This window comes from Nocardioides sp., assembly GCF_047607185.1.
Classification (GTDB): domain Bacteria; phylum Actinomycetota; class Actinomycetes; order Propionibacteriales; family Nocardioidaceae; genus Nocardioides.
In genome coordinates, this window is sequence record NZ_JASGDQ010000022.1 from 1 (window position 1) to 6,255 (window position 6,255).

General features: G+C 72.5%; 5 protein-coding genes. 4 read left to right on the top strand and 1 reads right to left on the bottom strand.

All coding sequences use genetic code 11. The features are described from left to right. The first annotated feature begins 145 nt into the window (after nucleotides 1–145). The 4 genes from QM595_RS02130 to QM595_RS02145 all read left to right on the top strand — a co-directional run bounded on the left by QM595_RS02130 (nucleotide 146) and on the right by QM595_RS02145 (nucleotide 5,417). Nucleotides 146–1,264, top strand: a complete 1,119-nt coding sequence (locus QM595_RS02130; protein ID WP_415169873.1) for a PrsW family intramembrane metalloprotease — start codon at nucleotides 146–148, stop codon at nucleotides 1,262–1,264. Beyond that, a complete protein-coding gene (locus QM595_RS02135) occupies nucleotides 1,261–2,997 on the top strand; it encodes an ABC transporter (protein WP_415169874.1) in 1,737 nt (578 codons plus the stop codon). The genes QM595_RS02130 and QM595_RS02135 overlap by 4 nt, the downstream gene beginning before the upstream one ends. A gap of 99 nt (nucleotides 2,998–3,096) precedes the next feature. After that, nucleotides 3,097–4,755, top strand: coding sequence for a GTPase family protein (locus QM595_RS02140; RefSeq protein WP_415169875.1), 1,659 nt, complete (start codon nucleotides 3,097–3,099; stop codon nucleotides 4,753–4,755). Between the two features lie 134 nt (nucleotides 4,756–4,889). Next, entirely contained in the window at nucleotides 4,890–5,417 is a 528-nt protein-coding gene (locus tag QM595_RS02145) for a single-stranded DNA-binding protein (protein ID WP_415169876.1), read from the top strand. A 69-nt stretch (nucleotides 5,418–5,486) separates the two neighbouring features. Here the strand turns inward: QM595_RS02145 and QM595_RS02150 are convergent. Then, nucleotides 5,487–6,255: hypothetical protein (locus QM595_RS02150; protein ID WP_415169877.1), on the bottom strand; the 769-nt coding region annotated here is incomplete at its 5' end.

Here is a 6,255-nt window from a genome sequence, read left to right on the forward strand (position 1 = left end):
CCAGGTGCGCGCAGCGCAAGGCGGCGTCGCGACGGCATACCGGGCGTCTTCCGAGCGGCGCCAACGCCGCGATGGGTGTGCCTGGGCCGCGCAGACCCGGGACGAACTTCCGGAGACGACCACTAGTCGCCATTAGGCTTCGGCCATGGGGGCCAGACGAAGCGGTACGACGTTCACGGCCGTCGTGTCCGTGCTCGTGGTCCTGGCCGCGCTCCCGACGGTGCTGCTGGTGGCGCTCTCCGGCGCCCCGGGCACCCTGGTGACCGCGACCGTGCTGGCCTCGCTGCCGGTGGTGCCGCTGGTCGCCTGCTTCCTGTGGCTGGACCGCTACGAGCCGGAGCCGCGTGCCCTGCTCGCCCTCGGCCTGGGCTGGGGCGCCTTCGTCGCGGTCTTCGCCGCTCTCGTCCTCGAGGGCGTCGGTGGCTGGGTCGCCGGCCTCACCGACGAGACCTCGATCGCCGTCCTCGCACCGATCGTGGAGGAGGCATGCAAGGGCGCCTTCCTGCTGGCCCTGCTGTGGTGGCGCCGCGACGAGCTCGACGGCGTCCTCGACGGGATCGTCTACGCCGGCATGGTCGGCATCGGCTTCGCCTTCACCGAGAACATCCTCTATCTCACCGCCGCCTACGACGGCACCACCGGCGTCGCGCCGGGCGGCGCCGGTGCGCTCACCGCCACCTTCGCGATGCGCTGCCTGGCCAGCCCGTTCGCCCACCCCCTGTTCACCGCGTTCACCGGCGTCGCGGTCGGGCTCGCGGTCAACGCCCGTTCCGGCGCGCTGCGCCTGCTGCTGCCACTGGGCGGCTACGCGCTCGCCGTCGCCGCGCACGCGCTGTGGAACTCCTCGACCGTCTACGGCTTCGGCGGCTTCGTCATCGTCTACGCCGTCTTGATGTTCCCGATCCTCTGCGGCCTGGGCGCTCTGGCGCTGTGGGCGCGCACCTCCGAGCGACGGATGCTGGCCAACGCCCTCGGCGATGCGGCGGCGCGCGGCCTGCTCCCGGCCAGTGACATCGGCTGGGTCGTCGACCTGCGCGCCCGCCGCCTCGCCAGGTCGTTCGCGGCCCAGCACGGCGGGGCCGCCGCCGCGGTCGCGATGCGCGACTACCAGCAGGCGGTGATCGAGCTCGGCTTCCTCCACTCCCGCTACCTGCGGGGCACGCCACCACCCGACTTCGCCGCCCGGGGAGGGGAGTACGTCGACCGAATCGGTAAGGTCAGGCCGACCATCGCTTTTCCCGGACAGGTGGTGCCCACCCGATGACGCTCGATCCGAGCACCGACGCCGCAGACGGCGCGCGCATGTTGACCGCGCTGGTGCGGCTCCACCAGGCACTGACCGACGTCCGGCTGCCGCTGGATCTGCCCGGCGCCGTCGAGCAGCGCGCCGCGCAGCGCGAGCTCCTCGGCCAGCTCGAGGATTACGTCATCCCGCGCATCACGAGCATCGAGGCGCCCCTGCTCGCCGTCGTCGGCGGCTCCACCGGCGCCGGCAAGTCCACCCTGGTCAACTCGCTGGTCGGCTCCCGACTCACCGCCGCCGGGCTGCTGCGACCGACCACCCGCTCACCCGTCCTGGTCCACAACCCGGCCGACGGCCGCTGGTTCGGCCAGGACCGGCTGCTGCCCGAGCTGGAGCGGGTCTCGCACGCCACCAACGACCCGAAGGCGCTGCAGCTGGTCCCCTCCGACCGGGTGCCCGCCGGGCTGGCCATCCTCGACGCCCCCGACGTCGACTCCGTCGAGGAGCAGAACCGGCTGCTCGCCGCGCAGCTGCTCGCCGCTGCCGACCTGTGGATCTTCGTCACCTCCTCCGCGCGGTACGCCGACCAGGTGCCGTGGGAGTTCCTGCGCTCGGCCGCCGAGCGCTCCACCGCGGTGGCGATCGTGCTCGACCGGACCCCGGAGGACGCCGTACAGACCGTCGCCACCCACCTGGCCCGGATGCTGGCCGCCCGCGGGCTCAAGGACAGCCCGCTGTTCATCGTCCGCGAGGGCGTCGTCTCCGCCGAGGGCCTGCTGCCCGCCGACAGCGTCGCCGAGGTGCGCGGCTGGCTGGACCTGCTCGCAGCCGACGCCTCCGCCCGGCAGACCGTCGTCCAGCAGACCCTCGACGGCGCCATCCGCACCGTCTCGCGGCGCACCCACGCCATCGCCGACGCGTCGGTCGGCCAGGCGGAGGCCGTGACGCGGCTGCGCAAGGACGCCGAGACGGCGTACGCCGAGGGGATCAAGGCCATCCTGGCCGCCACCGCCGACGGCACCATGCTGCGCGGCGAGGTGCTGGCCCGCTGGCAGGAGTTCGTCGGCACCGGAGAGCTGCTGCGCTCGCTGGAGTCCAAGGTGGGCAAGCTGCGCGACCGGCTCGTCAACGCCGTCCGGGGCAAGCCGCAGCAGGCCGAGCACGTCCAGGTCGCGGTCGAGTCCGGCCTGGAGCTGCTCATCCTCGAGCACGCCGAGGCCGCCGCCGAGCGGGCCGAGGCCACCTGGCTGCAGCTGGAGGCCGGTCGTGGCCTGGTCGAGTCCGCGCCGAGCGAGCTGGGCCGCGCCTCCCGCGACCTGCGCCGTAAGGCCGAGCGGGCGGTGCGCGACTGGCAGCAGGACGTGCTCGACATGGTCAAGACCGAGGGCGCCGACAAGCGCTCCACCGCGCGCTTCCTCGCCTTCGGCGTCAACGGCCTCTCGGTGGCGCTGATGATGGTCGTCTTCGCCAACACCGCCGGCCTGACCGGCGCCGAGGTCGGCATCGCCGGCGGCTCGGCCGTGGTCGGCCAGAAGCTGCTGGAGGCGGTCTTCGGCGATCAGGCCGTACGCAGCCTCGCCGAGCGCGCCCGCACCTCGCTGGAGGCCCGGATCAGGCTGCTCTTCACCGACGAGGAGGTCCGGTTCACCGGCCTGCTCGACGGGCTCGAGATCGACCCGGCGGCGCCGGAGCGGCTCCGCCAGGCGTCCCGCCGGGTGGACGACGTACGCTTCGCGGCCCAGCTCGATGACTAGGGTTCCCTAGAAGCCCGCGACCGCACCACCGGTCCGCGCGAGACTAGCCCGTCCGGGCTACTACGCTTAGGCCCGTCCGTCGAGAACTCAAGGGAGAGCATGGCCTTGCTGGAGAGTGCCAAGAACGCCGTGAAGGGCCTGGTCACCAAGGGTTCCGACATCGGCGAGCGCCTTGACGGACTCGCGGCGGCGGTCGACGCCTCCGACGGCCGTCTCAGCGAGGACCTGGTCGTCGAGGCCCGGACCGTCGTCGACCGCGCCGGCGGCCGCCTCAAGCTCTCCGCCGACCACACCGTGGTCGGCATCGCGGGCGCGACCGGATCCGGCAAGTCCTCCACCTTCAACGCGCTGACCGGGCTGGAGCTCTCCGCCGTCGGCGTGCGCCGGCCGACCACCTCCTGGGCCACCGCCTGCGTGTGGGGCATCCAGGGCGCCCGAGAGCTGCTGGAGTGGCTCGGCATCCCCGAGCGTCACCAGACCACCCGCGACTCCATGCTCGATACCCGCCGCGAGGGCCACGAGCTCGACGGCGTGGTGCTGCTGGACCTGCCCGACCACGACTCCACCGAGGTCTCCCACCACCTCGAGGTCGACCGGCTCGTAGTCCTCACCGACATGCTGGTGTGGGTGCTCGACCCGCAGAAGTACGCCGACGCCGCGATCCACGACCGCTACCTCGCGCCGCTGCGCACCCACGCCGACGTCATGGTCGTGGTGCTCAACCACATCGACGAGGTGCCCGAGGACCGCCGCGACGCGATGCTCGCCGACGTACGTCGTCTGCTCGACGCCGACGGCCTCCCGGACGTGCCGGTGATCCCCGTCAGCGCCAAGCTCGGCTGGGGCATCCCCGAGCTCAAGACCGAGATCGCCCGCCGGGTCAAGGAGAAGAAGGCCACCCGACAGCGGCTCGAGGCCGACGTCAAGGCCATCGCCGCGAAGATCGAGGCCGAGTCCGGCGACGCCAAGCCGCGCTCCCTGGCGCCGGCCCGCGTCGAGGCGCTCGACGACGCCATCGCCGAGGCCGCCGGCGTGCCGACGGTCGTCGACGCCGTCCAGCGCGCCACCCGGGTGCGAGCCAACCGCGCCACCGGCTGGCCGCTGGTCTCCTGGATCTCCGCGCTCAAGCCGGACCCGCTCAAGCGGCTCCACCTCGACCTCGGCTCGGCCGGCAAGGAGCTCACCGGTCGCGCCCGCACCTCGGTGCCGGAGCCGACCGCCGTGCAGCGCGCCCGGGTCGACACCGAGGTCCGTGCCCTGGCCGACGACGCCTCGGCGGGCCTCGGCAAGCCGTGGCAGGAGTCGATCCGGGAGGCCTCGGTGTCCCGGATCGGCGACCTCAACGACCGGCTCGACGCCGCGGTCGGCGACGTCGACCTGGGTGCCGACCGGCTGCCGGTCTGGGCCGGTCTGATCCGGGTGCTGCAATGGCTGCTCATCCTCGCCGCTGTCGCGGGCGGGATCTGGACGCTGGCCGCAGCCGTGTCCGGGACGCTCTCCGACGACGAGACGCCCCAGGTCGGCGGCATCGCCTTGCCGGTGCTGCTCGGCATCGGGGGAGTGGTGCTGGGCATCGTGCTCGCCCTCGTCTGCCGGTTCCTGGTGGCCGCGACCGCGCGATCGCGGGCCGCGCGCGCCGACCAGCGGCTCCGCGCGGCGGTCTCCACGGTTGCCGGCGAGCTCGTCGTCGAGCCGGTGCAGGCCGAGCTCGCCGCCTACTCCGCGGTGCGCGAGGGCCTGGCCCGCGCCCTCAAATAGGCCAGAAACTCTCCACAGGCGGCCTCCGAACAGCGATATCCACAGGCCGTCGTCACGGCGTACCGAAGTGTCGGTGCCCTTGAGCAGGCTCTGAGTCAGACCTGATCGGTCATCTACGACGAGGAGTGAGTCTTATGAACGACACCATCATCACCGTGCAGGGCTATGTCGGCGGCACGGTCCAGTTCCGTCAGGCCGGCACCACCGACCTGGCCACGTTCCGGCTCGGCTGCACGCCGCGCCACTTCCACAGGCGCACCGGGGAGTGGGCCGACGCGCCGACACAGTGGTACACCGTGAACGCCTGGCGCGGCCTGGCGCGCAATGTCGCCGAGTCGCTGGTCAAGGGCGACGCCGTCGGCGTCCACGGCCGCCTCAACGTGAGCACCTGGACCGACCAGAGCGGCCAGGTCCACACCACCAATGAGATCGAGGCGATCTTCGTCGGCCACGACCTCAACCGCGGCGTCACGCGGCTGCGGCGCAACGAGCGGCCGGCCACCGAGGACACCGCCGCCCGGCAGGCCAACCCGTGGGAGGTCGCCGCGCCCACCGACGCCGTGATGACGCCGGAGGAAGACCCCGACGCCGAGTCCGACACCGGCGGCGCCGAGGGCGCCACCGACCCGCTCACCGGCTGGCGCGAGGAGCCTGCTGCCTGACCACGGCCGCGGGACGTCATGCGATCCGAGCCATAGGAGGCTCCATCCGCATGACGTCCCGCGAGGGAGTCATTCAGGCTTCCCTGCTGGGTCCCAGTCGGTCCAGACGGAGGACTCGGCGAGAGCGAGCGCCTGGTCCAAGGTCAGCAGCGGCGCCGTTCCGGAGGGCGTCTCCCACTTCTCTCCGGTCGCGTTGACTGTCGCAACGTAGATCACTCCTCCGGCGGTGACGATCTTCGCCTGGCGGTTGACGATGCCGCCGTGGACGGTCTCCTGGATTCGTCCCAACAGCGTCCCGTCCTGGTTTCGGAGCGTCTCACAGGAGATCAACGTCGTCTCCTCGGCAATGTTGCCGCCGGGGCAGGAGTAGTCGCCGACAGTCATGTCGACGCCGTCGTACTCCGATGGGTCGGCAACCGGGTCGACGATGGGGTCGACGGCCGGCTGTTGCAGCAGTGCGACACGGATCCCGCCCACGGCATCGGGGTCGGACCTGAGACTCAGCGCGCCGTCGAGCTCCGGGTCGGCGTAGGTGCTGTTCTTGGCATAGGACTCGAGCCGGACCTCCGATGGCAGCAGGCTCTTCAGCCTCGTGGCCATCTCGCTCGCCGGCATGTCCCACCAGCCCGTCCTGGCGACGAAGGGTCCGGCCTTCGGCGTCGCTTCGGTGGTCGGCGATGGTGATGTCGAGGGCTTGGTCGAGGCCGCGCTCGACGGATCGGTCGCGATGCCGTTGTCCACCGCGGTATCCCCGCTGCCGCCGGCCAGCGGCACCAGGAAGGCGCCGACCGCGGCCGCGGCGGCCAGGCCGCCGGCGCCGACCAGGGCACGGCGGCGG